This is a genomic window from Pseudoflavonifractor sp. MSJ-30, from assembly GCF_018918045.1.
Taxonomy (GTDB): Bacteria; Bacillota; Clostridia; order Oscillospirales; family Oscillospiraceae; genus Faecousia.
Genome location: NZ_JAHLPU010000046.1, coordinates 1 through 26,623 on the forward strand (window position 1 = coordinate 1; position 26,623 = coordinate 26,623).

The window sequence follows — 26,623 nt, forward strand, 5'->3', positions numbered from 1 at the left end:
AGCGGTCAGCGCCTCCTTAAGCCGCATTCTTTCCTTCTTTCTTGGCGGGACAAGAAAGAAGCCCCCGGAGGGACCCAGTCCAAACGCGGACGGGTTATCGTCCAAATGAGAAAAGTGTAGTTTCAGGGCTATACGATGCGCGAAATGGAAAAAGGAGGTATCCTATGTTGGACAAGACCTATGAAAGCGAGCACTACATATTTCACTATGACGCGGGTACAAAGGCAGAACAGGATATTGCACAGATCGCCGCGTATCAGGAAGCCTGCTTCCGGCACATCTGCGCGGTATTGGACCTGACGCCGCCGTTTAAGATCGAGTATCTTCTCTGCAATTCCCCGGAGCAGGTAGGACACCTGTATGGGGATGACGATCCCTGCAACGGTTTTGCGGCCTATCCGAATCAGATCTACGCGGTTTACAATGAAGATATCCAATGCATCGGCTTTCACGAGGATGCTCATATTATCAGTGATATTTTGAATTGCCTGGATTGCCCCGCTGTCTGTGAAGGCCTGGCCATGTACTTTGACCACAGGTGGTGGGGGATCTCCAATTTGGACTGGACGATTTTCTACCGGAAAACCGGGCGGTATATCAGAATCGACAAGCTGCTGGATAAGGAAAACTTTTTCTCCATTGATTGCAGCATTACCTACCCCATCATGGGTGCGTTCACCGCATGGCTGATCGAACGTTACGGAATCGCAGCCTATAAACAAATTTACAAGCAGCAGAATATGTCCGGCGCGATGACGGAGGTGCTGAATAAGACCCCGGAAGAACTGAACCGGGCCTTTGAAGAATACATTGGATTGTTCACCTGCGACCCGGTTTTAGAGGCCAGGATGGAAAGCAGGATCGGCACGCCAAAGGACTGAGGAGAAGACGAATGGAGATCAGAAAATACACAGCTGACAGGATCCCGGATGTGCTGCAATTTGAGCGTGATTTACGCAAAGAAGAGGACTTCTGGGGCTGGGAGATCGATGAAAAGTACATTGCCGATGTGGCGGCAAGCTTTGAAGATCCCGCTTTCGCCAATTCGCTTTCGCTGCTGGCCTATATGGACGGCAGGGTGGTAGGGCGAATTGACTCTACCAAAATTTGCAGCCATTTTGACGGCTCCGCGAAAGCCTACCTGGACTGGATCTGCGTCATCAAAAGCTATCGCCACAGGGGCGTTGCCCGGGCGCTGATGCAGAGCCTGCGGGCGGAATTAAAGGCCCAGGGGGCGGACACGCTGATCGGCTTGATCGCGGCGAATGAAGAGGCGCAGCGGTTTTATCGCAGCCTGCCGAATGCCGAAATTCGGGACGAGGGTATCTGGATCGACCTCTGATCGCAAAGCTGTTCTGCCTTTCGAACTGCCACTTGATTTTTTTACAGGAAGCTGATATACTGTTTACGTTTGGTAAGTGGAGAGTTACTCAAGTGGTCGAAGAGGCGTGACTCGAAATCTCGTAGGGCGTGGAAGCGTCGCCAGGGTTCAAATCCCTGACTCTCCGCCAAGGTGTGCAAAGGATAATAGAGAATGGAGATTTAGAAGGTTCTATTTCTCTGTTATCTGTTGTCCTTTGCTTTTTTGTTTTTGAGAAAGAGGGAACAGCGTGGCAACAAGAAAGACAACAACAAGAGATATGACAAGCGGAAACATTGCAAAGCAGGTGCTTCTGTTCGCCCTGCCGCTGATGCTGGGCAATGTGTTCCAGATGCTTTACAACACGGTGGACTCCATAGTGGTGGGCCAGTTCGTCAGCACCGAGGCGCTGGCGGCGGTGGGCTCCACGACCATGATCGTCAATATGCTGGTTTTCTTTTTCAATGGCTTTTCCATTGGCGCCAGCGTGGTCATCGGCATCCATTTCGGCGCGAAAAACGAGGAAAAGCTCCATCGTGCGGTAGAGACTACCATAATGGCCACATTTATCATGTGCGTGCTGTTTACGGCCATAGGGTGTCTTGGCGTGAAGCCCATGCTCCGCTTCATGTCCACGCCGGACGACGTTTTTTCGGACGCGACGGTGTATCTGCGGATCTATTTCGCGGGCTTCTCCGGACTGCTGATCTACAACATGGGCTCTGCCATTCTCCGCTCCGTGGGCGACACTACCCGGCCTCTGTATTTCCTGATTCTGACCAGCGTGCTGAATATCATTCTGGATCTGGTGTTCGTTCTGGTGTTCAAAATGGGCATCGAGGGCGTGGCCTTTGCCACGATCATCTCCCAGTTTGTTTCCGCGGGGCTTATTCTGCTGCTGCTGACGGCCTCCCGGGATGTGTATCGGCTGACCTGGAACGATCTTGCTATTGACGGCAGAATCATGAAGCATATTTTTACGGTTGGTCTGCCCGCGGGCATCCAGTCCGTGATCACTGCATTCTCCAATGTGTTTGTCCAGTCCTATATCAACGCCTTTGGCTCCAGCTGCATGGCGGGGTGGAGCTGTTATAACAAGTTGGATCAGTTCGTCATGCTGCCCATGCAGAGCATGGCCATGGCGTCAACCACCTTTGTCAGCCAGAACATGGGCGCCGCGCAGCCGGAGCGGGCTGAGAAGGGCACCTATATCACCACCGGGCTGACGCTGCTGATCACCGGAGTTATTGTCATTGCACTGCAGGTTTTCGCAAGCCCCTCTGTGCGGCTTTTCTCCCAGGATCCGGAGGTTATCCGTTACGGCGTTCTGTTTATCCGGGCCAATGTATGCTTCCTGCTTTTCAACTGTGTCAACCATGTGGTGGCAGGCGCGCTGCGGGGCATGGGGGATTCCAAAGGGCCCATGCTCATTATGCTGCTGACCTTTGTGGCTCTGCGGCAGACCTATCTGTACTTTATGACCCGCTATATCGCCAACACCCCCCTGACTGTGGGCATTGGCTATCCCGTGGGCTGGGTATCCTGCTGTCTGATCGAGGCGGCTTATTTCCTGCTTCGCCGGAAAAAACTCCTGTACCGGTACAGAACCTGACTGCCGAAAAGGAGACTGTATGACCTTTTCTTACAAACGTTTTCTGAAATTGCCGGAGCCTACCCGGGAGGACTTCCGGCCGAACCGGGAGCGGATCCTGGACGCGCTGAAACCTCTGGATGTATCCATGAGTCTGGAAGCCATGCGCTCCCTGTACCCCATGACGGCGGAGGCGGACTATACCGTGACGGTTACCCTGTCTCCGGGCCCTCAGGGGCTGGAGGTGCTCCGGGTGGAGCCGGGGGATACCACGAAAAAGCTCCTGGGTCTGGCTCTGGATATCGGAAGCACCACCCTGGAAATGGAACTGGTGGATATGGTCACCGGCCGGGTCCTGCGGAATGTGGGCTGCGTGAACAGCCAGACGGCCTTTGGTCTGAATATTCTGGACCGCATTCTGGCGGTGAAGGAAAAACGGGAGAATCTGGAGACGCTGCGGCAGCTGGTTGTGGGTGATATCAACCGCCTGATCGGGGAAGCAACGGAAGCTCTGGCGGACCCGGCGGAGATTTCCGCTCTGATCGTTGGGGGAAATACCACCATGATCCACTTTTTCCTGGGGTGCGACCCATGGCTGGTATTTCAGAACCCCTATGCCCCGGTGTTCTTCGACCCGGGCATTCAGCATGGAAAAGATTTGGGCCTTGGGCTCTGCTGCAACGTGTTCTGCTTCCCGGCGTTGGCCAATTACCTGGGCGGCGATATTACGGCGGGGCTGCTGCTGACGGACCTGGACACCGGGGAGAAGCCATCGGTTTTTCTGGACATCGGCACCAACGGCGAGCTGTGTCTCGGCTGTAAGGAGTATCTCCTGATGGGCGCGGGGGCCGCGGGTCCGGCGCTGGAGGGCTTCGGCAGCCGCTGGGGCATGCGGGCAGAGGAAGGGGCCATCCGCCATCTGAAAATGGGGGAGGACGGCGTCTTCCGGCTGGACGTGATCGGCGGCGGCAAGCCCAAGGGCATTTGCGGCACGGGTATTTTTGACCTGGTGGCGGAGTGTTACCGGTACGGCATCATCAACGGCGACGGCACCGTAAATATGGACAGGCCCCAATATGTCACCCGGGTCTGGGATGAGAACGCGCAGGAGAGCCTGCCCGCCGTGGTCTACGGCCGGAATGGGGATGAAAAGCTCTATTTCACCCAGCGGGATATCCAGGAGTTCGTCCGCTGTAAGGCGGCGGGCTTTACCATGGTGGCAACCTTACTGGACTACTGCGGTCTGAGCCTGTCGGATGTTGGAAAATTCTATCTCGCCGGAGGTTTCGGCACCCATATCGATCTGGAATCCGCCATCACCGTGGGACTGTATCCGGATGTGGAACGGGAAAAGCTGGTGCCTCTGGGCAATACCTCGCTGCAGGGGGCGAAAAAGCTCCTGCTGGATACATCCTGCCTGAAACGGCTGGACTGGTTCCGGAAGAACGGCATCTATCTCCATTTTTCGGAGATGGAAACATTTCCGCGGAATATGGTGGCAGCCAACTTTATCCCCCATACGGACGCCCGTCTCTATCCCAGCGTCAAACGGAAGAGCCATCCGTGAAAACCTCGGTTGGATACGAAATGAGCTGGATTTTGAAGCGATTTTTCATTTTCCTCTTTACAAAACTTCTCTTTCTCTGTATAATGCAAAAAGCTATGAGTTTGAAACAGATGTGACGCAGGAGTGACAATATGAATATTGAGTTTGACACCTATAAGCAGAAACTGAACGACTGCCGCCCCGCGCTGGACGGCCTGGCGGAGTCTCTGAATATGGCCGGCATGCGCAACGAGCTGGAGCGGCTCCACGCCATGCAGGAGGCCCCCGGATTCTGGGACGATCCCGAGAAGAGCCAGAAGGTGGCCATCAAGGTCAAGCAGACCGAGGCCAAAATCGAGCGCTATGAGAAAATGGTCGCTTCCTGGGACGATATGATGACCATCTGCGAGATGGCCGCCGAGGAAGACGACGACTCCATGCTGGATGAGCTGAAGCAGAGCTTTGAAGTTCTGGAGGAGCAGATGGAAACCTGCCGCCTGGAGACTCTGCTTACCGGCCACTATGACAAGAACAACGCCCTTATGAGCTTCCACGCCGGTGCCGGCGGCACCGAGGCCCAGGACTGGTGCCAGATGCTCTACCGGATGTATACCCGCTGGGCCGAACGCCATGGCTTTACCTACAAGATCCTGGACTATCTGGAAGGGGACGAAGCTGGCCTGAAATCCGCCGACATCATGATCGAGGGCGAGAATGCCTACGGCTTCCTGAAAGGGGAGAACGGCGTACACCGGTTGGTCCGGGTGTCTCCCTTCGACGCCAACGCCCGCCGTCAGACCTCCTTCTCCGCCATTGAGGTCATTCCCGAAATCGAGGACGACAGTCAGGATATTGAGATCCGGCCTGAGGACTACGAAATGCAGGTCTACCGTTCCTCCGGCGCGGGCGGCCAGCATATCAACAAGACATCCTCTGCCGTCCGCCTGATCCACAAGGCTACGGGCATTGTGGTGTCCTGCCAGACCGAGCGGAGCCAGTTCCAGAATAAGGAGACCTGTCTGAAGATGCTGCGCTCCAAGCTGGTGGAGATCAAGGAGCGGGAGCACTTGGACAAGATTTCCGACATCAAGGGCGTCCAGCAGAAGATCGAGTGGGGCAGCCAGATCCGCAACTATGTGTTCATGCCCTATACGCTGGTAAAGGACACCCGCACAGGCTGCGAGACTTCCAACGTCAACGCCGTTATGGACGGCGCGCTGGATCCCTTCATCGAGAGTTATCTGAACTGCCTGGCAACGGGTAACTGGGTGCAAAAGTAAGCCCCTGTTGGGATTTTTCCGAAAACGCACGGAATAAGGCTTGCATTTTGCGTGCTTCTGTGCTATACTTGATAAGCTATTTGAGGTCTGCCCATGGTACAGGCCATATACCGTTCGCATTCCGCGAATCAGCGGAGGGAGGTTTGTCACGATGAATGTTTTGGAGACGATTCTGGTGGTTCTGGAAGCCATTGCCAGCGTTGCCCTGATTGTGGTGGTTCTGCTGCAGTCCGGCAAGGAGGCTGGCCTGTCCGGCGCCATCTCCGGTTCTTCCGACTCTTACCTGAGCAAGAACAAGAAGGGCGGCTTGGACCAGGTCCTCGCGTCCTCCACCAAGTGGATCGCCGTCGCCTGGATCCTGCTGACGCTGGCTCTGAGCCTGGTGTAATTGCACGGGATAAATGAACATAAGACCATGGAGCTTTTTCCATGGTCTTTGTTGTTTTTGCGCAGTGACTTTTTCACTCGGCCGTGGTAGTATAAGGAAAAACATTAAAGGAGCGTGTAACCATGTCTGAAAGAAAGCTGGAGGGACTGGAGCCTCAGTCCGTGTTCCATTATTTTGAAGAGATCTGTGCCATTCCCCATGGCAGCCGCAATACCAAGGCCATCAGCGACTATCTGGTTGCCTTCGCCAAGGCCCATAATCTGACTTACCGTCAGGACAAGAGCAACAATGTGGTGATTTTCGCCCCGGGCACCTGCGGATTGGAGGACCATGCTCCCGTCATTTTGCAGGGGCACATGGATATGGTCTGCGAAAAGGATGCTTCCTGCACTCTGGATATGGCCGTGGACGGGCTGGATGTGACCCATGACGATCGGTTTGTCTTCGCCAGAGGAACCACCCTGGGCGGCGACGACGGCATTGCTGTGGCGTATGCCCTAGCCATTCTGACGGACAATACCATTGCCCATCCGCCGCTGGAAGTGATCATCACCGTAGACGAGGAAATCGGCATGCTGGGCGCTGCCGCCATGGACCTGAGCGACCTGAAGGGCCGCGTCATGGTGAATCTGGACAGCGAGGACGAGGGCATTTTTACCGTCTCCTGTGCCGGCGGCGCGACCTGTACCATTTCCCTGAACGCCGAGCGGAAGGCCGTCTACGGCCCCTGCGTCCGTCTGACCGTGGAGAACCTCCGGGGAGGTCACTCCGGCGCGGAGATTCACAAGAATCGGGCCAACGCCAACAAGGTCATGGGCGACTTCCTGGGCCGCATCCAGAAGATGATGCCCCTGTGCCTGACCTCCTTCTCCGGCGGCAGCAAGGACAACGCCATTCCCCGTTCCTGTCAGGCTACCGTGGTCGCCATGGGCATCGGCATTGACCGCATCAACGGCATTGCCGCTCAGCTGCAGCAGGAGGTCCGGGAGACCTACGATGAACCGGAAGCTCTGGTGCAGGCCTTTGATGTGGATGCTCTCGGCGGCAACGCCCTGACCACCGCGGCCACCGCCGACGTGATCTCCCTGCTCTGTGCCGCGCCCAACGGCGTTCAGGCCTACTGCCCGGATATGCCGGAGCTGGTGCAGACCAGTCTGAATCTGGGCATCGCCAAGCTGGGCGACCGGTTTACGGCTACCTTCTCCGTCCGCAGTTCCGTCAATTCCGAAAAGGAAGGTCTGATTACCAAGCTGCGTGAGCTGGCGGAATTCTACAACGGCGCCTATACCCAGTCCGGCACCTATCCTGCCTGGGAGTTCAGGAAGGACTCCCATCTGCGGGATGTGATGGTGCCCATTTATACCCGGATGTTTGGCAAGGAGCCTCAGGTGCTGGCCATTCACGCGGGTCTGGAGTGCGGCCTGCTGGGCGACAAGCTGCCGGGCCTGGACTGCGTTTCCATCGGTCCCCAGATGCACGACATCCACACCAGCCGGGAAAAGCTGGAAATCGCCTCCACAAGGCGCACCTGGGAGTTCCTGCTGGAAGTGCTGAAGGCGCTTTGATTCCTCGGAAACTGTCTGAAAAATGAAATGTCATTGCGCACCAGTCCGCGGACCGGTGCGCAATGACATTGTTCTGTTTGGGGTAGTTTGTCATTCTGAGACGGCCCCCTTTCTTTTGAATTCCCCTTGCAAATTTCGGCAAATTGCGCTACTATAGGGGTATCTTTTTTGGAGGTGCGAGTATGGACGCAAAAAGCATTATGCAGGTTTTTGCCGACACCGCCTATGTGCGGACCGGCGGCAGCCCGGAGGAGTTGAAAACGGCGGAATATCTGCTGTCCAGACTGGAAAACTGGGGGCTGAAGGGAACGCTGGAAGCCTTTGATGTGGACATGGCGGATATTCTGGAGGCGGAATTCACAGTCGATGGAAAGACCATCCCCTGCAAGGGCTACAAGAACGCGGGCTCTTCCGAGGTAGAAGCACCCCTATACTATTTGCGCAACACCGACGACTATTCTCTGAGCCAGTGCAAGGGCAAAATCGTTATGATGGATGGCTACCTGGGCTACTGGCGCTATCAGGATATTCTGGCCAACGGTGCCCTGGGCTTTGTGACTTATGACGGCAATGCCAACTATGCGGACCGGGATATCGACCAGCGGGAGCTGCGGAGTTTCGTTTCCAAGGGCGTGAAGATTCCCGGCGTGAACATCAACGCCAAGGACGCCATTGCCATCATCCGGGACGGCGGCAAGACCGCCAGAATCACCCTGAAGCAGAACGAGTATACGGGCCAGTCCCACAACGTGATCCTGGATCTGCCGGGAGAAGGGGAGGACTATGTCGTCTTCACCGCCCATTATGACTCCACGTCCCTTTCTCAGGGCGCTTATGACAATATGTCCGGCTCTGTGGGCCTGCTGGGTCTGGCGGAGTTCTTCGCTTCCCATCCCCACCGCCGCGGCCTGCGCTTTGTCTGGTGCGGCAGCGAAGAGCGGGGCCTGCTTGGCTCCAAGGCCTACTGCGCCGCCCATGAGGACACCCTGAAGAACATCGTGCTGAATATCAATCTGGATATGATCGGCTGCATCATGGGCAAATTCATCTACTGCGTCACCGGCGAGGAGAAGCTCTGCCATTACATCTCCTATATGGCCTCCGAGCTGGGCTTCGGCATGGAGGGCGGGCAGGACGTGTATTCCAGCGACTCCACTCCATTTGCGGATAAGGGCATTCCCGCCGTATCCTTTGCCCGGATCGCCCCCAACAATACGGCCACCATTCACAACAGCTATGATACCCAGGCGCTTATGAGCGGCGAGCAGATGGCGGCGGATATCGACTTCCTGATTGCCTTCGCCGACCGCATGGCCAACGCCAAGCGCTGCCCCGTGGCCCGGGAGATGCCCGAGAACATGGTCAAGAAGCTGGATGAGTACCTCTGCCGGAAGCGTCCGGAGAAGAAGTAACTGTTCAGCATATATTCCTGAGGCCACGGCCGGACGTCTGTCCCGGCCGTGGCCTGTTGTCTGTTTTTACAGATGCGACTTGTGACGAATCCGTGAATTTTCTGAAAAAAAGCTATGGTTTTTTGGAGAAATTGCCTATGTTTTTTAGACGGTAATTATGGTAAAATAACATTTCTGGCAAAAGAAAAAAAGTAAGAAAGAGGTCACCCAGAATGTTTGAAAAGCTCTTCCATCTGTCTGAGAACAAGACGAGCGTGAAGACCGAGCTGATTGCCGGTCTGACCACCTTCATGACTATGGCCTACATCATCGCGCTGAACCCCAACCTGCTGACGGGCTTCGGCGCGGAGGGCCAGGATCTGTGGAACGGTGTGTTCCTGGCAACCTGCATCGCTTCCGCCATCGGCATGTTCGCCATGGCCTTCCTGGCCAACAAACCCTTCGCCCTGGCTCCCGGCATGGGCCTGAACAGCTTCTTCGCTGTGGTTGTGGGCAACATCGTTGCCATGACCGGTATGACCTACGTTGCCTCCTTCCAGGCTGCCCTGGTCATCATCCTGATCGAGGGCATCATCTTCATCTTCCTGTCCGTACTGAACGTCCGGGAAAAGATCGTGGACGCCATTCCTCTGGGCGTCCGGCTGGGCATCTCTCCCGCCATCGGTCTGATGCTGATGAACATCGGCCTGGGCTCCAACGTGGGCATCTATGCCGAGGGCAATGGCTTCACCACCCCCTTCTATGTCATGCGTGATTTCTTCGGCGCCCTGACTCCCGGTGTCCTGCGGGCCAATATGGGCGACACCGGCTACGCCACCATGATCCTGACCGTTGTGACCATGTTCGCGGGCCTCTTCGCCATCGTGGCCATGTCCAAGAAGAACGTCAAGGGCTCCGTGCTGTACGGTATGCTGATCGCCTCCGTGATCTACTGGGTGGGCGAAGCCGTGTTCCTGCACGAAAATCCCTTCGCCTCTCTGGCCACCGCTTCCTTCCTGCCGCCCTTTGCGGATATGGCAAAGACCACGCTGTTCCACTTCAATTTTGCGGGCTTCGTGGAAATCGGCTGGTTCACCGCCGTTACTCTGATCATCACCTTCTGCATTATTGATATGTTCGATACCATCGGCACTCTGGTGGGCACCGCCTCCCGGGCCGGCATGGTGGACGAGAACGGCAATATGCCCAACATGAAGGAAGCCCTTCTGTCCGACGCCATCGGCACCGTAGTGGGCGCCTGCACCGGCACCTCCACCGTCACCACCTTCGTGGAGTCCGCTTCCGGCGTGGAAGCCGGCGGCCGCACCGGCCTGACCGCCGCCACGACCGGCGTGCTGTTCCTGGCCTGCATCTTCCTGGCGCCCATCGCCGCCATCATTCCCGCCGCGGCTACTTCTTCCGCGCTGATTTATGTGGGCGTTCTGATGCTCATGGGCCTGAAGAACGTGAACTTCGAGGATATGGATCAGATGGTTCCCGTGTCCCTGATGCTCATCGGCATGCCCATCTCCGGCTCCATCGGCCACGCCATCGGCATCGGCCTGATCTCCTACACCATCATCAAGGTCTTCGGCGGCAAGGCTAAGGAAGTCTCTGTCCTGACCTACGCCATCAGCCTGCTGTTCCTGGTAAAGTTCTTCCTGGCAGTGTAACCGCAAAACACGGACAGCCGTCCCGGATTCCGGGGCGGCTGCTTTGCGTGGTTTGCATTGTTTTGCGGTGAGACATTACAGAAAGGAAGCGGAAGGTCTCAAAAAGCCTGTAGTACGCTATTAACAAAACCTTGAGACAAGGTTTATCAGGGAACCGAAGGAGAAGGAAAACAAACCGATAAACTGGAAGTTTACGCTTTCTTAATTGGATGTCTAATTACAGTTTTCCATTTCTCTGGGGCAACCTTTCTTGCATCAGACATATAAATCTCGTGGTGCAGCCTATCTTTGTTAATATCATTAACATATCCATTTTGTTCTAAATAAGTATCCATAAGAGCAACAGTTGCTGGCTCATTATCAAAAGAACCTATATGCATAATTTGAACGCATAATCCCTCATCAATCGTAAGATACTCTGCTGACGAACAATCAAGTTTCTTCTTTTTCGTTGCTGTTTCTACCGCCCAGTCAAAATCAGCTTTAGAAATGAAATCAGGCAAACGGATAACAGAAATCCAGCTGAAAGCAGACTTATTTGTATAATCTACACTCTCGACATCATCCTGCCACCAAAAACCTTCCAATGGCGGAACAACATATTCAAAAAATCCTTCAATTCTATAATCAGTCTTGTAACTCATTTTTAATGTGTATGCAACAGCATATAGAACACTGATTGCTTGTTGATATGCTCCGCCTTCTTCATTTGGATTGCCTTTTCCTCTAACTGCAATATAATTTGCCTTAGGTACATTTACAATTTCTGGTTTGTTCTTCGGCATATAGAATTCTTTACACTCTTTTTTAAAATCAAAAGCCATAATAACCTCCAAAATTCCGATTTGTTGAACTGATATTCAGTATAACACACATGAAATCCGATAGCAAGTGACCGGCAAGGGTGCTTAGCTGCCACGTATCCATGGGCAGGCGGCAGACATATACGAAAGGGGGCGGCTGTCATAGCCGCCCCTATGAATTTCATGCCGGTTGCTTTACAGCTCGCAGTTGCCAACGGTTCTGGGGAAGGGGATGGCGTCGCGGATGTTGCTGACACCGGTCAGGTACATGACGCAGCGCTCAAAGCCCAAGCCGAAGCCGGCGTGGCGGGCGGAGCCGTACTTCCGCAGATCCATATAGAAGTCATAGTCCTCTTCCCGCATGCCCAGTTCTTCAATACGGGCCTTCAGAACATCGTAGTTGTCCTCACGCTGGCTGCCGCCGATGATCTCGCCGATGCCGGGCACCAGGCAGTCCATGGCGGCCACGGTCTTGCCGTCGGGGTTCAGCTTCATATAGAAGGCCTTGATATCCTTGGGATAGTCCGTGACGAACACGGGGCGCTTGAAGACCTGCTCGGTCAGGTAACGCTCGTGCTCGGTCTGCAGATCGCTGCCCCAGTGGACGGGGTACTCAAACTGGTCGTTGTGCTCTTCCAGAATCTTCACGGCATCGGTATAGGTGATGCGGCCGAACTCGGAGGTCATGACGTGGTTCAGGCGGTCCAGCAGGCCCTTGTCCACGAAGGAATTGAAGAAGTTCATCTCCTCGGGAGCGTGCTCCAGCACATAGGAGATGATGTACTTGATCATGGCCTCGGCCAGCTCCATGTTGTCCTCAAGGTCGGCAAAGACGATTTCCGGCTCGATCATCCAGAACTCGGCGGCGTGCCGGGTGGTGTTGGAGTTCTCCGCCCGGAAGGTGGGGCCGAAGGTATAGATGTTCTTGAAGGCCATGGCGAAGGTCTCGCCGTTGAGCTGGCCGGAAACGGTCAGGTTGGTGGGCTTGCCGAAGAAGTCCTGGCTGAAATCCACCTTGCCGTCCTCGGTCTTGGGTACATTGTTCAGATCCAGAGTGGTGACCTGGAACATTTCGCCGGCGCCCTCGCAGTCGGAGCCGGTGATCAGGGGCGTATGGACATATACAAAGTCCCGCTCCTGGAAGAACTTATGGATGGCGTAGGCAGCCAGGGACCGTACACGAAACACGGCCTGGAACATATTGGTACGGGGCCGCAGGTGGGGCATGGTCCGCAGGAATTCCACGGTGTGGCGCTTCTTCTGCATGGGGTAGTCGCTGGTGGAGGGGCCCTCCACGGTGACCTCGGCAGCCTGAATTTCGAAGGGCTGCTGGGCATCGGGGGTCAGCAGCACCTCACCCTTGACGATCAGAGCCGCACCCACGTTGACCTTGGAAATCTCATTGAAATTCGCCATGGTGTCGTGATAGACCACCTGAACGGGGGTAAAGAAAGTGCCGTCATTCAGCACGATAAAGCCAAACTGCTTGCTGGCCCGGACGGAACGTACCCAGCCGCCGACAGTAACTTCCTTGCCCGCATAGGCGCTTGTGTTCTTGAACAGCTCTCTGACAGAAATCAGATCCATAGGAATAAAACCCTCTCTCTTGCTGAAAATATACCCTAAGTATACGCCAAATCGGCAAAATTTACAAGAGCCTATATGTTAAAATGAGAAAAAAACTGGGTATTTGTTAATAATACCCAGTTTTCATTACATTATAAATGCGATTATTTTACAGAGGCATCAAAAATTACACGGTTGGAGGTCCAGAAATTCGTCAAGTATTCAACTTCCACAATTACGGCATCATTTGGAACCTCAAATGTAACAGTCCCTTTTGCCTTTCGTCCAGAGGAAAGCGTTGCATTCAAATTATCATCTCGGAAGAATGTTGCATCACAGCTTACACCGTCAGCAAAACAATCGAAACTGTAGGCGGAAATGGTGCAGTCGGAGTTGGATTTGTTTTCAAATTCAAACTCGCAAGTTACATAATGATATCCTTCTTTTGGAGTGATAAACGAGTTGTTGGAAACGTCATTGAAGCAATTCAAATAGTTAATTTTCAATGCAGAGGATTCAGTGGAAGAACCTACCGAAATTGCGTCCTGACTGGCAACAGCATTGGTTTCCAACGTGTATCCGGAATCTTTTTCACCCTCATAGGAGAATTTAATCTTCTTATTGGAAAGAAGAGCCGCGTCATATTCGACTTCAATTTCTGCTGCATCTTTGGGAACTGTAAAGCAGACAAGACCGGAACCGGAACGTCCGGCAGACAGCGTAGCGGAAAGGTTATCATCATTGCCATAATAGGTATCGCACGCATAGCCATCGGCATAACATTTGAAGCTGAACCCTGATATGGAAGCATCCGAGGAAGAGGAAACGTTTTGATAAGCAAACTTAAGAAAGATGTACATCATTCCGTCAGCTGGCTGTAAAAACTGGTTTTCCTCGTGATATTCACCGGAAGAAACGTATGTTAGTTCGAGATTTCCAACAGTAACAGTGTCACCAACAGAGTATATATCCTTTACAGGTACGGTTGTTTCAGCAGGTTTTGTTGAAATAGATTTTGTTTCCGAAGTTTCACTGACAGAATTAGCCGGTTCATTTTTTGCTGATTTGCCTGCTCCGCTTCCTATAGCGATAAAAATGATTAAAATGATCAGTATCCAGAACCATACGCGCTTATAAATCGGTTTCTTAAATTTCTCGCCGCAGTGGGGACATTTTTTAACATTTGAGGAAATCTGCTGCCCACAGGTTGGGCATGTCATTAACGTTGTTTTCCGCGCCATATAGAGCACCTCGTTTTTTGTTTTTGAACTCTGCGCCGATTAGCGCAATCCGTCCTATACCATTATAGTACAGAAATGACTTGTGTCAATCACATAATATGACTTACACAAGGTTTATGATTCACAAAAATCACAATAAAATATGGTTGAGGTGAATCCATATGAAACCCGAATACCAGGGGCTATATGAGAAATTTGGCCTGAATGTGGTATACTATCGAAAAAGAAAACGTTTGACACAGATGCAGTTGGCCGAACTGGTTGACATCGACCGAAGTCACATCAGCGCCATTGAACTTGGCCGCGTAGGTGTTTCATTTGACGTGATTTTTAAATTGTGCGAAGTGTTGGAAATTACACCGAAACAATTGTTTGACTTTAGAGAATGATTTGCTGTGAGAGAAAAAGAGAGCACCGAAATAAATCGGTGCTCTCAATTTTTCATTTACGGCCAGCCACGCTCTTGCGGACCAGAGCTCTGTGGAGTCTGGCTTCCGCCAGGCGGATGTCGGTATCCGTGGAGTTCTGGTTGTGCAGAATGTTCTCAGCACGCTGCTGAGAGGCCTCCGCACGGTCTACATCGATCTTATCCGACCACTCAAAGGTGGTGGGCACCAGAGTGACGGAACCGTCTACAACGCTGAGCATGCCGCCGATACAGGCCGCTTCCCGGCGCTCTCCGTTTGCAATAACTGTGGCTTTGCCCATGCCCAGAGGGGTCACAAAATTGATGTGACGGGCCATAATGGCCAGATCTCCGGTGGTGGAGCGGACAATCAGCCGCTCGGCGTCGCCGTCATAGATCAGGCCGTCGGGAGTGACGATTTTCAGGGGGAAGGTGCTCATGCCTTCTCACCGCCCCGATATTTTTCCACGACCTCGTCGATGGAACCGGCGAACAGGAAGTAGGACTCGGGAATATCGTCGTGCTTGCCCTCGATGATCTCCTTGAAGGACCGGATGGTCTCCTTCAGAGGCACATACTTGCCCTTGTAACCGGTGAACTGCTCGGCAACGTGGAAGGGCTGGCTCAGGAACCGCTGGACCTTTCTGGCCCGGTTAACGGTCAGCTTATCCTCATCGGACAGCTCGTCCATACCCATGATGGCGATGATGTCCTGCAGCTCCTTGTAGCGCTGCAGAATGCTCTGCACGGCACGGGCAGTCTCGTAATGCTCCCTGCCCACGATTTCCGGGGACAGAATCCGGGAGGTCGAGTCCAGGGGATCAACGGCGGGGTAGATGCCCAGGCTGGCGATGCCGCGGTCCAGAACCGTTGTGGCGTCCAGGTGGGCGAAGGTGGTGGCAGGGGCGGGGTCCGTCAGGTCGTCAGCAGGCACATAAACGGCCTGGACGGAGGTGATGGAACCGTCCTTGGTGGAGGTGATGCGCTCCTGCAGAGCGCCCATTTCCGTTGCCAGGGTGGGCTGGTAGCCAACGGCGGAGGGCATACGGCCCAGCAGAGCGGAAACCTCGGAACCTGCCTGGGTGAACCGGAAGATGTTGTCAATGAACAGCAGCACGTCCTGATGCTTTACATCACGGAAGTACTCTGCCATGGTCAGGCCGGAAAGGCCCACACGCATACGGGCTCCGGGGGGTTCGTTCATCTGACCGAAGACCATGGCGGTCTTGGAGATAACACCGGATTCGGTCATTTCGTTGTACAGGTCGTTGCCCTCGCGGGTACGTTCGCCGACGCCGGTAAATACGGAGTAGCCGTTGTGGGCGGTGGCGATGTTGTAAATCAGCTCCTGAATCAGAACGGTCTTGCCAACGCCCGCGCCGCCGAACAGACCGATCTTACCGCCCTTGGCATAGGGGCAGATCAGGTCAATGACCTTGATGCCGGTTTCCAGAATCTCGGTAGCGGGCTGCTGCTCCTCGTAAGAGGGGGCGGGACGGTGGATGGGCCAGCGCTCCTGGGTGGCAACTTCGGGCTTGTTGTCGATGGGCTGACCCAGCAGATTAAAGACACGGCCCAGGCACTCTTCGCCTACGGGCACGGAAATAGGCGCACCGGTATCGGTGACTTCCGTGCCGCGCTGCAGGCCGTCGGTGGAGGACATGGCGATGCAGCGGACCACATTGTCACCGATGTGCTGGGCGACCTCCGCAATGATCGTCTTGTCTCCGTTTGGAACTTCGATGGCGTTCAGCAGGCTCGGCAGCTGATCCTCCCCGAAGCGGATATCCAGAACAGGGCCCATAATCTGGACCACAGTTCCTTTGTTTTTGGCCATGGAATTCAACTCCTCATGTTTAGGGTACGCGGCTTAAGAGCCGGCCACGATTTCGGTGATCTCCTGAGTAATGGAGGCCTGACGGGCACGGTTGAACTTAAGGCTCAGATCCGCAATCATATCTTCGGCATTCTGGGTAGCGGAGTCCATCGCGCTGCGCCGTGCAGCCTGCTCGGAGGCCCGGCTTTCGCAGAGGGTACCGTAGAGAATGCCGCCCAGATACTCGGGAACGACGGAGGCGAACACTTCCTCGCCGGAGGGCTCATAGAGGATGCCGCTCTCGGCGCCGTTTTTGCGCAGCTCCTCGTCGCAGGTCAGCGGCAGCAGCTGCATGGTATCCGGGGTCTGGGAAAGCATAGAAACAAAATTGGTGTAAGCAATTTGAACGCCGTTGTATTCACCTGCCAGAAAACCTTTGCTCAGCTGCTTGGCAATGGAAAAGCAGTCGCCGATGGAAACACCGGCCGCCTCGGCATAGGTTCCAGTCAGCACAGGAATCTTGTGGCTTACACAGTAGTCAAGGGCCCGTTTGCCGATGGGAAGTACCAGGGCATTGGGGCACGCGTCGATTTTGGACTGCACCAGCTTGAGCACATTGCTGTTGTAGCCTCCGGCAAGGCCACGGTCACCGCCGATGACGATGAACACGGTCTTACCCTCGGCACGGTCCGCAAAGAAAGGGGAGGAGAAGTCCCGATTGGTGCGGATGATGTCCTCAATGGTGGCGTGGAGGATCTCAAAATAGGGCCGGGAGTTCTGAACCTGGGCCTGGCAGTGCCGGAGCTTGGAGGCAGCGACCATTTCCATGGCTTTGGTGATCTGCTTGGTACTCTCCATGCTGCGGATGCGGTTTTTGATCTCCTTGGTGGAAACACCAGCCATGCTGTTTCCCTCCTTTTATGCCGGGTTGAACTGCGCGACCAGCTCTTCCAGCGCCGACTTCAGCGCCTCTTCGGTTTCGGGCTCCAGCTTGCCGGTGGAGCGGATGGCCTCCAGTACATCGCTGTGCCGGTTTTCCATATGCTCTTCCAGCCGCTTTTCAAACTCGGGGATCTGCTCTACGGGGATGTTCGTCAGGTAACCCTTGGTAACGGCGTAGATAATGCAGACCTGCTGGGCAACCTCCTTGGGGGAGTTGTTCTTCTGCTTCAGCACAGCCACGATACGCTCGCCCAATGCCAGACGCTGCTTGGTATCGGCGTCCAGATCGGAGCCGAACTGGGCAAAGCTCTGCAGTTCCCGGTACTGGGAATACAGCAGTTTCAGAGAACCGGCAACCTTCTTCATGGCCTTGATCTGGGCGTCGCCGCCGACACGGGACACGGAGATGCCGGGGTTTACGGCGGGCATAATGCCGGAGTTGAACAGCTCGGTCTCCAGGAAAATCTGGCCGTCGGTAATGGAAATGACGTTGGTGGGGATATAGGCGGAGACGTCGCCGGCCTGGGTCTCGATGATGGGAAGGGCAGTCAGGCTGCCGCCGCCCAATTCGGGGGACAGCTGGGCCGCACGCTCCAGAAGACGGGAGTGGAGGTAGAATACGTCGCCGGGGTAGGCTTCCCGTCCGGGCGGGCGGCGGATCAGCAGAGAAATGGCACGGTAGGCTACGGCGTGCTTACTCAGGTCGTCATAGATGACCAGAACGTCCTTGCCCTGGTGCATGAAGTATTCGCCCATGGTGCAGCCGGAGTAGGGGGCGATATACTGCATAGGCGCCAGCTCGGAGGCAGTGGCGGAGACAACAATGGTGTAGTCCATGGCGCCGCCCAGGGTCAGGTTGTCCACCACCTGGGCAACCGTGGAACGCTTCTGACCGATGGCTACGTAAATGCAGATGACATCCTTGCCCTTCTGGTTCAGAATGGTGTCGGTAGCGATGGTGGTCTTGCCGGTCTGCCGGTCGCCGATAATCAGCTCACGCTGGCCCCGTCCGATGGGAATCATGGAGTCGATGGCCTTGATGCCCGTCTGCAGAGGCACGGAAACATGCTTTCTCTCGATGATGCCGGGGGCGGGGGCCTCGATGGCCTTGAATGCCTCGGCTTCAATGGCGCCCTTGCCGTCGATGGGCTCGCCCAGGGCGTTGACGACGCGGCCAATCAGGTTCTTGCCCACAGGCACGGACACGACCTTGCCGGTACGCTTGACAATGTCGCCTTCCTTGATGCCCTGGTCGGAACCTAGGATAACAATAGAGACGGTCTCTTCTTCCAGATTCTGTGCCATGCCGTAGGAGCCGTCGGGGAATTCCACCAGCTCGCCCGCCATGCACTTGTCAAGACCGGAGGCCTTGGCGATGCCGTCACCGACCAGGATAACGACACCGGTTTCACTGACCTCGATCTTGTTTTCGTAGTTCTTGATCTGACTACGAATGATTTTGGTTATTTCTTCGGGTCTAAGTTCCATACAGTCCCTGCTTTCTCGTCAGAGTACGGTGTTTTTCAGCAGGTCACGGACGGCTTCCATTCTGTGGAAGATGGTGTCGTCCAGCCGCTGCCCATCATAATCCAGGCGGACACCGCCAAGACAGGTGGGATCGACCCGATTTTCCAGCAAAATGGTCTTGCCGGTGGTCCGGGTCAGCTTCTGGGTGAGGGCCTCGCGCTGGTTGTCCGTCAGAGGTACAGCGGTGACGGCTTTCACACTCAGAATATTGTGGTCTTCATTGTAGTGCCTTACATAGCTCTCGCAGCAGTGGGGGAAGTGGTGCATGTAGCCCTTTTCCGTCAGGATCTTCAGGAAATTCAGCAGATACTGGTTGATTTTCCCGCGGAAACTGTCGTCCAGAACCTTGCAGCGCTCCTGCTTGGAGATGGCATGGCTGCAAAGCAGCTTGATGAACTCCGGATTCTCCCGAAAGCTCTCATTCAGAGCCTTCAGCTGCTCCAGAATCTCATCCTGCTGGTTTTCGCCGCAGGCAAGCTCATACAGAGCCTCTCCGTAAACGCTTCCGACCTGGGTCATACCTGATCACCCAATTCGTCGATGAAGCGGTCGATGAGACCTGCCTGATCCTCCTGGGCCAGCTCCTTCTCCACGACCTTTCCGGCAATGGCCAGAGCCAGGCCGGAGATTTCGTTCTTGGCGTCGTTGATGGCCTTCTTCTTTTCCTGTGCAATATCGGCGCTGGCCTTGCTCTTGATCTGGGCGGCGGCCTGCTGGGCCTCGCCGATGATCTTTTCGCTGCGCTCGGCGGCGGTCTTCTGGGCAGAGGTCAGAATCTCATTGGCCTTGGCGTTGGCCTGAAGCATATTGGCTTCATAGGTCTTTTTGATGTCCATGGCTTCCTGCTTAGCCTGCTCCGCGTCGGTGATCTCCTTGTCAGCGGCCTGACGGCGCTGGTCCAGAACGGCGATGATCTTATCCAGGAAAAACTTTTTGATAATCAGCATCTGAATAAACAGATTGCAGATGTTGGCAATCAAGGTAAGCGGCTCCACTGCCACTAAGGACTGATAAATGGTCTCCATTGATTTGCCTCCTTCCGGTGTAGATTATAACGAAGCTTACGCCGGAAGATCAGCCCAGGAACTTCATGAACTGGCCGGGCGCGAAGAAGATCAGCAGCAGGCCGGTAACGAAGCCGTAAATACCGGTGGTCTCTGCCAGAGCGACGCCAAGGATCAGGGTGCTGGTCACATCGCTCTTGCATTCGGGCTGACGGCCGATGGCCTCACAGGCACGGGCAACAGCGTTGCCTTCGCCGATGCCAGGGCCGATACCGGCGATCAGGGCCAGACCCGCGCCAATGCCGCAGCCAGCCAGGGCGATGCCTTTTGCCAATACAGTGTAATCGTTCATAGAATTAGCCTCCTATTTTTACTCTTGGGGTTTTATTCAAATGGCTGTTCCGGGCTTAGCCCGCAGCCTGTTTGATGAACATGGTGGTCAGGGTGCAGAAGATGAATGCCTGGATGCAGCCCGTGAACCAATCGAAGTAGAAGCTGGTGATGGCAGGCAGACCGACCGTCAGCCAGGGGAACTTGGCGAACACGCCGCCGAAGCTGGTGAGGAAACCGAGAACGCCGAGAACGGCGAAGACGATGCCGAAGATAAACAGTTTCTTATTGCCCTTCTTCTTACCGAAGAAAACCATGGCCGCGCCGATCAGGGCGAGGACAACCGCGGCAATGGGGCTGGAACCCAGAGCGCCGAAGAGCGCATAGCTGGCAGCGGTCAGGGAACCGTAGACCAGGGCACTGATCACGGTGCCGGACAGAATGTTGCCGAAGTGACGGCAGGCCATGCTGATAGGGGTGAACAGCTCTGCCATAACGTTGATGGGGGCCATAACGAAAATGGGGTCCAGGAAGCCCTTCAGGTAGCCGCCGATGCCGGAAGCCTTGACCTTATGGTAGGTGATAATCACGAATACCACCAGAGCCCAGCCAAGCTCCGTCATCAGGTCCGCCGTGGGACTCCAGATGCCCAGCAGGCTGATCAGGTTGGAAATAAGACTGGTGATAAAAATGGTGCCCACCAGAGGAATGTACCGGTCGAACTCCGTGCCCATCCGATCGTGGACGAAGTTGACCAGAGCCTTGTAGATGCTCTCCGCGGCGGCCTGCTTCCGGGAGATGTTCGTCACCTTCAGGTTGGAACCCAGCCATACGCACAGGGCGGAGATGATGATCATCACCAGCCAGCTGACGACCAGAGTCTGGGTCACATGGACGGTTCCGAGGATCGGGACGTTTTCAAAGGTGGCAAGGATCTTTGCGCCGTTGATTGACATTTCCATTGGAAATTCTCACCTCATCTGATATATCTTTCGTTCTTTCGTATTTACACTTCACAGGGGCCCAGATCATCGTCGTCATCTTCCGGCTCCACGGCCTTTGCCGCCCCGGGCGCTGTTGGCTCCCCGGGGGAGGAGGGCGTCTCGTCGGCGGGCAGGAGCTTGCCTCTCATTTGCAGGTAGTAGATGACAACATTGGGGAAGAACAGGGGAATCATGGCGGCCAGCACATTGACGCCGGGGATTGCGAAAGCGGCTACGACCCAGAGAACCTGTAAGAGCTTTCTCAGATTGTAACCGTTGCGGACACGGGTCTTGACCAGCTTTTCGTCAGACGCGTTGGCGGCGGCCTGCTGTAGGGTGATGCACATCAGCGCGAAACAGAAAACAGCCATCAGGCTGCCGCCGACGGTGCCGGTAACCACTCGATAGCTGAAGGCGCCGATGCCGAGAAGGCTCAGAAGCCAGAAAACGAGCACCTGAATACAGGCGCAGATGCCGCTGCCGACGGCGATGCGGGAAACTTCCTTTCGGGAAGCGGGCTGCAGGATCATAAATAATGCGCTCCTTTTCACTAATCATGGCTGTTGAAGCTGACGCCGGGATCCCGGGGCTTTTCTTTGGGATCCTTTTTCTGCCCCGAGGCTTCCAGCATAGCCCGTGCTGTGTCCCGAAACCCGATGGCAGCCGTTACAAGTCCGCAGAGAATCCCGGCCACAATGACCCAGCTGCCCCAGCCCCAGCGTTCCTGGAGCCAGACGGCCAGCATAATGAACAGAATCAGAGGAAACACAACGGAGATCCCGAACTGGGGGATCCAGATGAGCAAATTCCAGTGCTTCATGGTTCGCCTCCTCACATAAAGTCATTGTACTGCAAGTTGCCCATTCTTGCAAGAGAAATTATTCAGCAAATTTCAGAATTTGTCAAAAATGTCAAGGGCCAAAGGGGGTACATTTTCGGAGATATGTAAAATTTTATCGGAACCACTTTTCAATTCTACGAAAATATAGTAAACTGAAAGAAAAGTGGCGGGGTCCTTTTTGAGGATACGCGAAAACCGGCGCGTACCCTTTGCGCAGCGCCGGAAAAGAGAGCCTGACAGCATTTTACACGTTCCCGGCCGGGTTTATTCGCCGGGACGGCAGGAATGGGAGAGAAGAGTTTTGACGCAGGAATTGGAGATTATACAGGGAACCATTGAAGCGGTGGTCTATCAGAATTACGACAACGGCTACTCCGTACTTCGGCTGAATGTGGGCGAAAAGCAGGCGGTGACGGTGGTAGGCACCATCCCGCTGCCTGTGGTCGGGGAGCGGCTCATGGTCACGGGCAAGTGGAGCAGTCACTCCAACTACGGCCGCCAGTTCGAGGCGGAATTTCTGGAACGGCTCATGCCGGAGACTGCCGCTCAGATCCAGGCCTATCTGGCCGGGCGGGTCATCAAGGGCATCGGCCCCGTGTCCGCCGCCCGGATCGTTGCGAAATTCGGGGACAGGACATTGCAGATCATGGAGCGGGAGCCGCTGCGTCTGGCGGAGGTCTCCGGCATTTCCGAGGCCCGGGCCAAGGCCATCGGCGAGGAGTTCCGGGTCCGGGTGGGCATGCGGCAGCTGATGGAGTTCTTTGCCCAGCACCAGCTCCCGGCAGAGCTGGCCCTGCGGGCCTATAAGCTCTTCGGTGAGAGCACCGTTGACCTTCTGTATGACGATCCTTACTTATTGATGGAGGAGGGACTGGACGCCCCCTTCGCGGCGGTGGACCGGTTTGCCATTGAGCTGGGCGTGTCCGGAGACGATCCCCGGCGGGTGGAGGCCGGCATTCTCTTCCAGCTGGAATACAATCTGACCGTAGGGCACAGCTTCCTGCCGGAAAAAAAGCTGGTGGATTCCACCGCACAGCTGCTGTCTCTGGATGCCGAGACGATTCTGTCCGGCATGGAGCGGCTTCTGGAGGGGGGCAGGATGGTCCGCGGCACCCTGGCGGACATTACCGTGGACTATCTGCCGGATCTCTATGAGGCGGAGGTCTACAGTACCGCCCGGCTGCTGGAGCTGGGAAAGAAAGCATTTCCGGAGCCGGATGATCTGGACGGGATGATCGAGGACATTTCCCGGGAAAGCGGCATTGCCTATTCCGAAGAGCAGACCCAGGCCATCCGGGAGGCTGCCACATCCGGACTGCTGCTGATTACCGGCGGCCCCGGCACCGGCAAGACAACCCTTCTGACGGGCATCCTGGAGCTGTTTGGCAAAATGCAGCTGCGCTGTCTGGTGGCGGCCCCTACGGGAAGGGCGGCCAAGCGCATGAGCGAGGTGACGGGGGAGGAGGCTTCCACAATCCACAGGCTTCTGGAAGCGGGGATCGACCAGAATACGGGGAAAATGTACTTTGCCCGGGACGCGGAGAATCCCCTGAAGGCCGACGCCGTGATCGTGGACGAGATGTCCATGGTGGATGTGCGGCTGCTGTGCAGTCTGCTGAAGGCAATTCCAAAAGGCAAGCGCCTGATTCTGGTAGGTGACCCGGATCAGCTGCCTCCCGTAGGCCCCGGCAGTCCCTTCAGCGATATGCTGCGCAGCGGTGTGCTGCCTACGGTCCGGCTGACGGAGATTTTCCGTCAGGCCCAGCAGAGCCTGATCGTCATGAACGCCCACCGGATCAACCGGGGCGAGATGCCGGATCTGAAAAATGTGAAAAGCGATTTCTTTTTCATGCGCCGCAATTCGGAAGAGGAGCTGACGAATCTCATCCGGGATCTGTGCACCACCCGGCTGCCCAGGAACATGGGCATTCCCCCGGAGCAGATTCAGGTGCTTTCCCCTACCCGCAAGGGGGGCGTTGGCACGGTGGCCCTGAATAAGATGCTGCAAGGTGCCCTGAACCCCGCGTCTTCTGACAAGCGGGAGCACCAGTACGGCAATACCTGCTTCCGGGAAGGGGACCGGGTCATGCAGGTAAGAAACAACTACGATATTGTATGGAAGAAGACCGACGGCAGCGCCGCGGGCACCGGCATCTTCAACGGCGATGTGGGCATCGTCCGGGAGATCGACCGGGACAGGGAGTCCGTAAAGGTCGTCTATGATGACAGGGAGGCGGAGTACGATTTCACCCAGCTGGGAGAACTGGAGCCTGCCTTTGCCATTACGGTCCACAAGAGCCAGGGCAGCGAATACCGGGCGGTGATTCTGACGGCCTGGGGTGGGTCGCCCTATCTTCTCAGCCGCAGCGTGCTCTATACGGCCATTACCCGGGCCAGGGAGCTGCTGATTATTGTGGGCCGGGAGGAGACCATCGCCGCCATGACCGCCAATGCTGTAAAGAACAAACGCTATACAGGGCTGAAGCTCCGTCTGCAGGGGAAAGCCCAATGAGAATATGGGAGCTGATCTATGGCGGGGTGTTGGATATCCTCTTTCCTCAAAAGTGCGTTTTCTGCGGAAAGCTGCTGGATGGGGAGCCGGATATCTGCGGAAAGTGCCGGGGAGCAATGGAGAAATTTCCGGAATTGCCCCCAAATACCAAGCCGGACGGAAAAAGCAGGCTGCAATTTCTTGACAGTTTCATTGCGGTCTGGTACTATAAGGGGAAGGTTCGGGATGGAATCCTGGGCCTGAAGTTCCGCTATCGGGTGGACTATGCGCTTCCTCTGGGCAGAAGCGTTGCCATGAAGGTCCTGCGGGAGCAGGGGACGGGCTTCGATGCGGTCACCTGGGCGCCGGTCAGCGCCCTGCGCAGACTCCGCCGGGGCTATGACCAATCTCAGCTGCTGGCGCGGACCGTGGGCAAAGAGCTGGGCATTCCGGTGCGGCGCCTGCTGAAAAAGCAGCGCCATACCCCGGCGCAGTCCAGATTGACCACGGAGGGGCGCAGGGCCAACGTTCTGGGGGCTTACTGCTTCGCCGGAAAGCAGAGTGTCGCGGGAAAGCGGATTCTGCTCATTGACGACGTGTTTACAACCGGCGCAACCGCCGAGGAATGCGCCCGGGTCCTGCTGACGGCGGGGGCAAAAAGCGTCTCCTGCGCCGCTGTGGCGGCGGCTCCGGGACACAGTGACAAATAAATGAAATGCGCTTGCGCATGGAGGTTTTCCAATGAAGAGCTTTTTTTCCAACAATGACCTGGGCGTGGACCTGGGAACATCCAACGTACTGATTTATGCCGACGGCAAGGGCCTGGTGGTCCGGGAACCCTCGGTGGTGGCCGTGGACCGGAATACCGGAAAGATTTTGCAGGTCGGTTCCGCCGCCCGGAATATGCTGAACCGTACCCCCGGCAACGTGGTCGCCATGCGGCCTCTGAAGGACGGCATCATTTCCGACCACGAAATGACCGTGAAGATGCTCAGCGAGATGTTCAAGACCGCAACCACGGCCTCCCTCTTCACCCCCAAGCCCCGTGTGGTCATCAGTGTGCCCAGCGGCGTGACGGAGATTGAGGAGCGGAATGTCATCAACGCGGCCATTGAGGCAGGCGCCCGAAGAGTGTTCCTGATTGAGGAGCCTCTGGCCGCGGGCCTGGGCGCGGGACTGAATCTGAAGGACCCCAATGGCCATATGGTGGTGGATCTCGGCGGCGGCACCACGGATATCGCCGTGCTGAGCATGAACGGGGTCTCCGTGTCCTCCTCTCTGAAGATCGCGGGAGATGCCTTTGACGAGGCCATCATGCGCTACGTCCGCCGCCAGCACAATATGATCATCGGCCAGGTCACTGCCGAGGAGATCAAGATCCAGATCGGCGAGGTCTATCCCCGGAACGAGGAGCTGACCATGAACGTCAAGGGCCGGGACTCCAAAACCGGTATGCCCAAGATGGTGACCCTCGGCTCCAAGGAAATCTATGAGGTTCTGCGCCGTCCCGCCAGAACCATTGCCGACGAGGTCATGGAGGTTCTGGAGCAGACCAGTCCGGAGCTGGTCAGCGATGTGGCGGAAAACGGCATCACCCTGACCGGCGGCTCCGCCCAGCTCTGGGGCTTTACCGAGCTGCTCATGGAGCGCACCGGCATTCCCTGCATCCTGGCGGACGACCCGGATTCCTGCACGGCCTACGGCTGCGGCAAGAGCCTGGCGTGGATCAACAACATGGAGGAAGGCCCCATCAACATTGCCCGGAAACGGGCCATGCGGAGCGGGCTGTAATACAAAAAGAGGCTGTCTCACTAGGCACTTTAATGGGTCAAAATAGCAAAAAATGAAATGTCATTGCGAGCCAGTGACCGAGTCACTG

At 55.7% G+C, this 26,623-nt stretch carries 26 protein-coding genes and 1 tRNA gene; 14 read left to right on the forward strand and 13 right to left on the reverse strand.

Going from position 1 to position 26,623, the window contains the following annotated elements; all coding sequences use genetic code 11:
* The first annotated feature begins 164 nt into the window (after positions 1-164).
* The 10 genes from KQI10_RS06655 (at position 165) to KQI10_RS06700 (ending at position 10,794) form a co-directional block, all read left to right on the forward strand.
* Positions 165-881: a hypothetical protein gene (locus KQI10_RS06655; RefSeq protein ID WP_216566628.1), complete on the forward strand. Its 717-nt coding sequence runs from the start codon at positions 165-167 to the stop codon at positions 879-881.
* 11 nt (positions 882-892) lie between these two features.
* Positions 893-1,342 (forward strand): GNAT family N-acetyltransferase, encoded by a 450-nt coding sequence (locus tag KQI10_RS06660; RefSeq protein ID WP_216566629.1) that lies wholly within the window; start codon positions 893-895, stop codon positions 1,340-1,342.
* Positions 1,343-1,420: 78 nt separating this feature from the next.
* A tRNA-Ser gene (locus KQI10_RS06665) sits at positions 1,421-1,511 on the forward strand.
* A gap of 99 nt (positions 1,512-1,610) precedes the next feature.
* Positions 1,611-2,972 (forward strand): MATE family efflux transporter, encoded by a 1,362-nt coding sequence (locus KQI10_RS06670; RefSeq protein WP_371818376.1) that lies wholly within the window; start codon positions 1,611-1,613, stop codon positions 2,970-2,972.
* Positions 2,973-2,991: 19 nt separating this feature from the next.
* A complete protein-coding gene (locus KQI10_RS06675; protein ID WP_216566630.1) occupies positions 2,992-4,518 on the forward strand; it encodes an ASKHA domain-containing protein in 1,527 nt (508 codons plus the stop codon).
* 131 nt (positions 4,519-4,649) lie between these two features.
* The gene (gene prfB, locus KQI10_RS06680; RefSeq protein ID WP_216566631.1) at positions 4,650-5,777 is read left to right on the forward strand and encodes a peptide chain release factor 2; all 1,128 of its coding nucleotides are present in this window, start codon (positions 4,650-4,652) and stop codon (positions 5,775-5,777) included.
* 151 nt (positions 5,778-5,928) lie between these two features.
* Complete coding sequence (gene secG / locus KQI10_RS06685; protein ID WP_216566632.1) at positions 5,929-6,165, forward strand: preprotein translocase subunit SecG; 237 nt, start codon at positions 5,929-5,931, stop codon at positions 6,163-6,165.
* A 122-nt stretch (positions 6,166-6,287) separates the two neighbouring features.
* Entirely contained in the window at positions 6,288-7,730 is a 1,443-nt protein-coding gene (locus KQI10_RS06690; RefSeq protein WP_216566633.1) for an aminoacyl-histidine dipeptidase, read from the forward strand.
* 182 nt (positions 7,731-7,912) lie between these two features.
* The gene (locus KQI10_RS06695) at positions 7,913-9,142 is read left to right on the forward strand and encodes a M28 family metallopeptidase (protein ID WP_216566634.1); all 1,230 of its coding nucleotides are present in this window, start codon (positions 7,913-7,915) and stop codon (positions 9,140-9,142) included.
* Between the two features lie 212 nt (positions 9,143-9,354).
* Positions 9,355-10,794, forward strand: coding sequence for an NCS2 family permease (locus KQI10_RS06700; protein ID WP_216566635.1), 1,440 nt, complete (start codon positions 9,355-9,357; stop codon positions 10,792-10,794).
* 191 nt (positions 10,795-10,985) lie between these two features.
* Here KQI10_RS06700 and KQI10_RS06705 read toward each other — a convergent pair whose 3' ends face one another.
* The 3 genes from KQI10_RS06705 to KQI10_RS06715 all read right to left on the reverse strand — a co-directional run bounded on the left by KQI10_RS06705 (position 10,986) and on the right by KQI10_RS06715 (position 14,404).
* Entirely contained in the window at positions 10,986-11,618 is a 633-nt protein-coding gene (locus tag KQI10_RS06705; protein ID WP_216566636.1) for a GyrI-like domain-containing protein, read from the reverse strand.
* Positions 11,619-11,792: 174 nt separating this feature from the next.
* Positions 11,793-13,184 carry an asparagine--tRNA ligase gene (gene asnS, locus KQI10_RS06710; RefSeq protein WP_216566637.1) on the reverse strand — a complete coding sequence of 464 codons (1,392 nt, stop codon included), beginning with the start codon at positions 13,182-13,184 and terminating at the stop codon, positions 11,793-11,795.
* A 143-nt stretch (positions 13,185-13,327) separates the two neighbouring features.
* The gene (locus KQI10_RS06715) at positions 13,328-14,404 is read right to left on the reverse strand and encodes a DUF4352 domain-containing protein (protein ID WP_216566638.1); all 1,077 of its coding nucleotides are present in this window, start codon (positions 14,402-14,404) and stop codon (positions 13,328-13,330) included.
* A gap of 161 nt (positions 14,405-14,565) precedes the next feature.
* Here KQI10_RS06715 and KQI10_RS06720 point away from each other — a divergent pair, with 161 nt between their 5' ends.
* The gene (locus KQI10_RS06720; RefSeq protein ID WP_216566639.1) at positions 14,566-14,793 is read left to right on the forward strand and encodes a helix-turn-helix domain-containing protein; all 228 of its coding nucleotides are present in this window, start codon (positions 14,566-14,568) and stop codon (positions 14,791-14,793) included.
* 52 nt (positions 14,794-14,845) lie between these two features.
* Here KQI10_RS06720 and atpC read toward each other — a convergent pair whose 3' ends face one another.
* Genes atpC through KQI10_RS06775 form a run of 10 tightly spaced genes read right to left on the reverse strand, consistent with a single transcriptional unit; the run spans position 14,846 to position 22,232 of the window.
* The gene (atpC, locus tag KQI10_RS06725) at positions 14,846-15,250 is read right to left on the reverse strand and encodes an ATP synthase F1 subunit epsilon (protein ID WP_216566640.1); all 405 of its coding nucleotides are present in this window, start codon (positions 15,248-15,250) and stop codon (positions 14,846-14,848) included.
* Positions 15,247-16,647, reverse strand: a complete 1,401-nt coding sequence (gene atpD, locus KQI10_RS06730; RefSeq protein WP_216566641.1) for a F0F1 ATP synthase subunit beta — start codon at positions 16,645-16,647, stop codon at positions 15,247-15,249. The genes atpC and atpD overlap by 4 nt, the downstream gene beginning before the upstream one ends.
* Positions 16,648-16,680: 33 nt before the next feature.
* Positions 16,681-17,529, reverse strand: a complete 849-nt coding sequence (atpG, locus tag KQI10_RS06735; RefSeq protein ID WP_216566642.1) for an ATP synthase F1 subunit gamma — start codon at positions 17,527-17,529, stop codon at positions 16,681-16,683.
* A gap of 15 nt (positions 17,530-17,544) precedes the next feature.
* Positions 17,545-19,056, reverse strand: a complete 1,512-nt coding sequence (gene atpA / locus KQI10_RS06740) for a F0F1 ATP synthase subunit alpha (RefSeq protein ID WP_216566643.1) — start codon at positions 19,054-19,056, stop codon at positions 17,545-17,547.
* An 18-nt stretch (positions 19,057-19,074) separates the two neighbouring features.
* Positions 19,075-19,614, reverse strand: coding sequence for an ATP synthase F1 subunit delta (gene atpH / locus KQI10_RS06745; protein WP_216566644.1), 540 nt, complete (start codon positions 19,612-19,614; stop codon positions 19,075-19,077).
* Entirely contained in the window at positions 19,611-20,120 is a 510-nt protein-coding gene (gene atpF / locus KQI10_RS06750; protein WP_216566645.1) for a F0F1 ATP synthase subunit B, read from the reverse strand. Before atpF ends, atpH begins: the two co-directional genes overlap by 4 nt.
* A gap of 49 nt (positions 20,121-20,169) precedes the next feature.
* Entirely contained in the window at positions 20,170-20,451 is a 282-nt protein-coding gene (gene atpE / locus KQI10_RS06755) for an ATP synthase F0 subunit C (RefSeq protein WP_216566646.1), read from the reverse strand.
* Between the two features lie 55 nt (positions 20,452-20,506).
* The gene (locus KQI10_RS06765; RefSeq protein WP_253285190.1) at positions 20,507-21,391 is read right to left on the reverse strand and encodes a F0F1 ATP synthase subunit A; all 885 of its coding nucleotides are present in this window, start codon (positions 21,389-21,391) and stop codon (positions 20,507-20,509) included.
* Positions 21,392-21,435: 44 nt separating this feature from the next.
* Entirely contained in the window at positions 21,436-21,942 is a 507-nt protein-coding gene (locus KQI10_RS06770; protein WP_216566647.1) for an ATP synthase subunit I, read from the reverse strand.
* Between the two features lie 20 nt (positions 21,943-21,962).
* The gene (locus tag KQI10_RS06775; protein ID WP_216566648.1) at positions 21,963-22,232 is read right to left on the reverse strand and encodes an AtpZ/AtpI family protein; all 270 of its coding nucleotides are present in this window, start codon (positions 22,230-22,232) and stop codon (positions 21,963-21,965) included.
* Positions 22,233-22,554: 322 nt separating this feature from the next.
* Between KQI10_RS06775 and KQI10_RS06780 the strand changes: the two genes are divergently transcribed.
* Genes KQI10_RS06780 through KQI10_RS06790 form a run of 3 tightly spaced genes read left to right on the forward strand, consistent with a single transcriptional unit; the run spans position 22,555 to position 26,535 of the window.
* Positions 22,555-24,765 carry an ATP-dependent RecD-like DNA helicase gene (locus KQI10_RS06780; RefSeq protein ID WP_216566649.1) on the forward strand — a complete coding sequence of 737 codons (2,211 nt, stop codon included), beginning with the start codon at positions 22,555-22,557 and terminating at the stop codon, positions 24,763-24,765.
* Positions 24,762-25,454, forward strand: a complete 693-nt coding sequence (locus KQI10_RS06785) for a ComF family protein (RefSeq protein ID WP_216566650.1) — start codon at positions 24,762-24,764, stop codon at positions 25,452-25,454. Before KQI10_RS06780 ends, KQI10_RS06785 begins: the two co-directional genes overlap by 4 nt.
* A 31-nt stretch (positions 25,455-25,485) precedes the next feature.
* A complete protein-coding gene (locus KQI10_RS06790; protein WP_216566651.1) occupies positions 25,486-26,535 on the forward strand; it encodes a rod shape-determining protein in 1,050 nt (349 codons plus the stop codon).
* The last annotated feature ends 88 nt before the right edge of the window (positions 26,536-26,623 follow it).

Coding starts and splice junctions, on each gene's coding strand:
- KQI10_RS06715 (WP_216566638.1), bottom strand. CDS start 14,404: ATGGCGCGGAAAACAACGTTAATGACATGCCCAACCTGTGGGCAGCAG.
- atpH (WP_216566644.1), bottom strand. CDS start 19,614: ATGACCCAGGTCGGAAGCGTTTACGGAGAGGCTCTGTATGAGCTTGCC.
- KQI10_RS06705 (WP_216566636.1), bottom strand. CDS start 11,618: ATGGCTTTTGATTTTAAAAAAGAGTGTAAAGAATTCTATATGCCGAAG.
- KQI10_RS06660 (WP_216566629.1), top strand. CDS start 893: ATGGAGATCAGAAAATACACAGCTGACAGGATCCCGGATGTGCTGCAA.
- KQI10_RS06785 (WP_216566650.1), top strand. CDS start 24,762: ATGAGAATATGGGAGCTGATCTATGGCGGGGTGTTGGATATCCTCTTT.
- asnS (WP_216566637.1), bottom strand. CDS start 13,184: ATGGATCTGATTTCTGTCAGAGAGCTGTTCAAGAACACAAGCGCCTAT.
- KQI10_RS06695 (WP_216566634.1), top strand. CDS start 7,913: ATGGACGCAAAAAGCATTATGCAGGTTTTTGCCGACACCGCCTATGTG.
- KQI10_RS06675 (WP_216566630.1), top strand. CDS start 2,992: ATGACCTTTTCTTACAAACGTTTTCTGAAATTGCCGGAGCCTACCCGG.
- atpF (WP_216566645.1), bottom strand. CDS start 20,120: ATGGAGACCATTTATCAGTCCTTAGTGGCAGTGGAGCCGCTTACCTTG.
- KQI10_RS06775 (WP_216566648.1), bottom strand. CDS start 22,232: ATGAAGCACTGGAATTTGCTCATCTGGATCCCCCAGTTCGGGATCTCC.
- atpA (WP_216566643.1), bottom strand. CDS start 19,056: ATGGAACTTAGACCCGAAGAAATAACCAAAATCATTCGTAGTCAGATC.
- atpG (WP_216566642.1), bottom strand. CDS start 17,529: ATGGCTGGTGTTTCCACCAAGGAGATCAAAAACCGCATCCGCAGCATG.
- prfB (WP_216566631.1), top strand. CDS start 4,650: ATGAATATTGAGTTTGACACCTATAAGCAGAAACTGAACGACTGCCGC.
- KQI10_RS06765 (WP_253285190.1), bottom strand. CDS start 21,391: ATGGAAATGTCAATCAACGGCGCAAAGATCCTTGCCACCTTTGAAAAC.
- KQI10_RS06720 (WP_216566639.1), top strand. CDS start 14,566: ATGAAACCCGAATACCAGGGGCTATATGAGAAATTTGGCCTGAATGTG.
- secG (WP_216566632.1), top strand. CDS start 5,929: ATGAATGTTTTGGAGACGATTCTGGTGGTTCTGGAAGCCATTGCCAGC.
- atpD (WP_216566641.1), bottom strand. CDS start 16,647: ATGGCCAAAAACAAAGGAACTGTGGTCCAGATTATGGGCCCTGTTCTG.
- atpC (WP_216566640.1), bottom strand. CDS start 15,250: ATGAGCACCTTCCCCCTGAAAATCGTCACTCCCGACGGCCTGATCTAT.
- KQI10_RS06655 (WP_216566628.1), top strand. CDS start 165: ATGTTGGACAAGACCTATGAAAGCGAGCACTACATATTTCACTATGAC.
- KQI10_RS06690 (WP_216566633.1), top strand. CDS start 6,288: ATGTCTGAAAGAAAGCTGGAGGGACTGGAGCCTCAGTCCGTGTTCCAT.
- KQI10_RS06790 (WP_216566651.1), top strand. CDS start 25,486: ATGAAGAGCTTTTTTTCCAACAATGACCTGGGCGTGGACCTGGGAACA.
- KQI10_RS06770 (WP_216566647.1), bottom strand. CDS start 21,942: ATGATCCTGCAGCCCGCTTCCCGAAAGGAAGTTTCCCGCATCGCCGTC.
- atpE (WP_216566646.1), bottom strand. CDS start 20,451: ATGAACGATTACACTGTATTGGCAAAAGGCATCGCCCTGGCTGGCTGC.
- KQI10_RS06700 (WP_216566635.1), top strand. CDS start 9,355: ATGTTTGAAAAGCTCTTCCATCTGTCTGAGAACAAGACGAGCGTGAAG.